Annotated in this window: 4 protein-coding genes; all 4 read left to right on the top strand. The window is 72.6% G+C overall.

The window, feature by feature from the left end; genetic code table 11:
• Positions 1-1,263, top strand: a 1,263-nt coding sequence (locus QZ607_RS25650; protein WP_295889081.1) for a tetratricopeptide repeat protein, incomplete at its 5' end; no start/stop codon positions are given.
• Between the two features lie 252 nt (positions 1,264-1,515).
• Positions 1,516-1,734 (top strand): addiction module protein, encoded by a 219-nt coding sequence (locus QZ607_RS25645; protein ID WP_295889078.1) that lies wholly within the window; start codon positions 1,516-1,518, stop codon positions 1,732-1,734.
• Positions 1,735-1,739: 5 nt separating this feature from the next.
• Complete coding sequence (locus QZ607_RS25640) at positions 1,740-2,033, top strand: type II toxin-antitoxin system RelE/ParE family toxin (RefSeq protein WP_295889076.1); 294 nt, start codon at positions 1,740-1,742, stop codon at positions 2,031-2,033.
• 282 nt (positions 2,034-2,315) lie between these two features.
• Positions 2,316-3,817: single-stranded-DNA-specific exonuclease RecJ (gene recJ, locus QZ607_RS25635; RefSeq protein ID WP_295889074.1), on the top strand; the 1,502-nt coding region annotated here is incomplete at its 3' end.

Here is a 3,817-nt window from a genome sequence, read left to right as displayed (position 1 = left end):
CAGGCCGGCACCAACCAGGCCACCTTCGCGTGGCTCCAGGGCCGGCTGCTGGCTGCCGAGGGCCGCCACGGCGAGGCGCTGGTGGCCTTCGAGCAGGCCGAGCACGTGCAGATGCACAACCGCCCGAGCCTGTTCCAGGCGCAAGGCGAGGCGCTGTTGGCGATGCGACGCTTTGCCGACGCCGAGGCGCGCTTCCGCACGGTGCTGGACATCGACCCGGTGAACGCGGACGGCAGCCTGGGCCTTGCGCGGGCGCTCCTGATGCAACGCGGCAGGGCGGAGGCGGCGCTCGCGGCGGTGTCGGATGCGCTCGGGCTCGTCTACCAGAACCCACGCGGCCATTATCTCCGCGGCGCCGCGCTGATGCGGCTCGGCCGGCTCGCGGAGGCCCGGGCCGCCTTCGAAACCGCCGTCGCGCAGAACCCGGTGTTTCCGGCGGCGCACCGGCGCCTGGCGCGGCTCGCGTGGCGCGCCGGGGATGACGCCGGCGCCGAGCACCAGCTCGGGCTTGCCAAGGCGGCGCTGCGCCGGATCCGAGAAATCCGCGCCGGTGCGTCGATGCCGAGCATCCACGAGGCGGCGAGCCTTGCGCCGGAGGCCATTGCGAGCCTGGGCGAGCTGGGCAGCCCCAAGACCCTGGGGCCGCTGGCCGAGGACGAGGTCGTCATTGTCTCCGGCCTGCCGCGCTCGGGCACGAGCATGCTGATGCAGATGCTCGCCGCCGGCGGCCTGCCGATCCTCACCGACGGCGCCCGGGAAGCCGACGCGGACAACCCCCGCGGCTATCTGGAGTACGAGGCCGCCAAGCGCCCGGACGCGGGCACCGGCTGGCTGAGTGATGCGCGCGGCAAGGCGGTGAAGATCGTCGCGCAACTGCTGCCGGCGCTGACCGCCACGCACCGCTTCCGGGTCATCTTCGCCGAGCGGCCGCTGAACGAGATCATCGCCTCCCAGCGGGTGATGCTGGAGCGGTCCGGAAAGCAAGGCGGGCGTCTCGCCGAGCGGCAGCTCGCCGGCACCTTCCTCAAGCAGATCGCCCAGGTGAAGCGCATCCTGACGCCTCACGGCGAGCGGGTGCAGGTGCTCTCGGTGTCCTACCACGACACACTGGCAGACCCGGCGGCGCTCGCGGCGCGGCTCAATGCCTTCCTGGGCGGCGTGCTGGACGAGCGGGCCCTGGCCGCCGCAGTGGCGCCGAGCCTCCGGCGCCAGCGCGGTGGCGACAGTGCCAAGCCGGAGCGGCCGGCGGCGGCCGCGGGCTGATCGCCCCGGTCGTCTGCGCCGGCCGGCGTTTCGCCCTCCAGGGCGACAGGGATCGGCGCCGACAGCAGACTGGAGCGAGGTGTCGGCATTCCTGCGGTGTTTTACCAGGGCGATGCAGGCCGTGACCGCTGGCAGCATGGCGTGCCCACCCGCGAGCACGTACAGGACTGGGGGGTGCACAAGACTTGCCATGCCGCCCGCTTCATCGTCTGATACCCTCGCGAAGCCGAAGCCCATCATGGGAGCATGCAGATGCAACAATCCAGCACGACCGTCTTGAGCCAAGCACTCGAGTTGCCCGCGGAGGAACGGGCGGCGTTGGTGGACGAGCTGATTCAAAGCCTGGAGGAAGAGGAGCCCGACATCGCCGCGGTCTGGGTCGCGGAGGCAAGAGACCGCTTGGCCGCGTACCGGTCCGGCACTCTTGATGCCGTCGACGCGGACGAGGTCTTTACCGATCTCCGCGGCTGAGCCCCGTGCAGGTCAGATTCCTGCGCCCGGCTCGGCAGGAATTGGCCGATGCCTTCGCCTATTACGAAGCGCAACGGCCCGGCCTCGGAGAATCATTTCGAAAAGCCGCCTGGGGCGCCGTGGAGCGGGTCCGCCACTCGCCGCGCGCCTTTCCCCTCGTGGATGAACAGCTGCGTCGCTGCCGGGTCAGCCGCTTCCCGTACTGGATTCTCTACACGGCAGACGAGGACGGAATCCTGATCGCAGCCGTCGCACATGTGCGTCGAGCGCCGCACAACTGGCGAGGACGCCGCCGCTGATCGACCGCGACGCGCCCGCTCGCAAACGGGGTCGCTCCCAGCCAAACGGGGTCGGGCCAGGCTAAGCATCTGAACCGATTAACGTTATCGCCCCTGGCGAGGCCGCTGTCGGGCATCAGCGCTGCGTTTTCGGGGTCGAAAGCCGCTCTGACGGGGTGCTGCCGGCTCCCCAAGCATGCCGTGTTGGGTGACTTGCCAGACCCGACGGCGCCGCGTGCACCATGGACCTGAGCCGCCGCGGCGGGCTGCACCGGAGGACGCCGGCGGTTTAAGCTTCGCGCCATGCCGCGCCAAACCAAGTCATCCCCGCGCCGGATGCCGGACGCCGCCCCGGTGCGCATCCGCCGCCTCGGCGAGTACGCCACCGCACCGGCCAACCTCACGGCGCTCCTCACCCGGCTCTATGCCCACCGCGGGGATGCGGCGCCCGCGGTGAGCCTCGGCGAGCTGCTGCCGGCGGCGGGGCTGCACGGCATCGACGCCGCCGCGGATCTGCTCTCGGATCAGGTGCAGCGCGGCGGTCGCATCCTCATCGTCGGCGACTACGACGCCGATGGCGCCACCGGCAGCGCGGTGGCCCTGCTGGGGTTGCGGGCGCTCGGCGCGACGGACGTGGACCACCTGACGCCGAGCCGCTTCCACCACGGCTACGGCCTGAGCCCGGCGGTGGTGGACGCGGCCGCGGAGCGCCGCCCGGACCTGATCGTCACCGTCGACAACGGCATCGCGAGCCATGCGGGCGTTGAGCGCGCGGGGCAGCATGGCATCCCGGTGCTCATCACCGACCACCACCTGCCGGGTGCGGAGCTGCCGGCCGCGGCGGCGGTGGTGAACCCGAACCAGCCGGGCTGCGGCTTCGCGAGCAAGCACGTCGCCGGCTGCGGCGTGATGTTCTACCTGCTGGCGGCGACCCGGGCGGAGCTGGCGCGCCGCGGCTGGTTCGCCGCCGCCGGAGCGCCCGCCGGCCGCACGGCGCCGAACCTTGCGACCCTGCTGGACCTGGTGGCGCTCGGCACCGTCGCCGACGTGGTGCAGCTGGACCGCAACAACCGCATCCTGGTGGAGCAGGGGCTGCGGCGGATGCGCGCCGGTGCCTGCCGGCCGGGGCTCAGGGCGCTGCTGGAGGTGGCCGGCTGCCGGCTCGCCGAGGTCACCGCCCGGGACCTCGGCTTCGCGGCGGGACCACGACTCAACGCCGCCGGCCGCCTGGACGACATGAGCCTCGGCGTTGAATGCCTCACCACCGACGACCCGGTGCGCGCCATGCGCCTGGCGCAGCAGCTCCACGCCCTGAACGGCGAGCGCCGGGAGCTGGAGCACGGCATCCTGGATGAGGCGACGGCCCTGGTGGAGCGCATCGCCGCCGACCACGGCGCATTGCCCCCCGCGCTCTGTGTGCACGGCGCCCATTGGCACGAGGGCGTCATCGGCATCGTCGCCGCGCGCATCCGCGAGCGCTGGCACCGGCCGACCATCGTCTTTGCCGACGCCGGCAATGGCGAGCTGCGGGGCTCTGCCCGGTCCATCGACGGGCTGCACATCCGCGATGCGCTGGATGCGGTGGACAAGCACCACCCCGGGCTCATCGCGCGCTTCGGCGGCCATGCCATGGCGGCGGGGCTGAGCCTGCGGCCGGAGGTGCTGCCCGACTTCCGGGCCGCCCTTGCCGCCGAGGTGGAGCGCCAGCTCGGCGGCGAGCCCGCGGTGCGGGAGATCCTCTCCGACGGCGAGCTGCCTCCGCCGCTGCTGACGCTGCACACCGCCGATGCCCTGCGCCGCGCCGG

This window comes from uncultured Thiohalocapsa sp., from assembly GCF_913063425.1.
In the GTDB taxonomy this organism is placed as follows: Bacteria; Pseudomonadota; Gammaproteobacteria; order Chromatiales; family Chromatiaceae; genus Thiohalocapsa.
The sequence above is the reverse complement of the archived record's forward strand: the minus strand, read 5'-3'. Positions and strand labels throughout refer to the sequence as shown.

Excerpts from the sequence above, each read along its gene's own strand:
- QZ607_RS25645 (WP_295889078.1), top strand. The coding sequence starts at position 1,516 with ATGCAACAATCCAGCACGACCGTCTTGAGCCAAGCACTCGAGTTGCCC.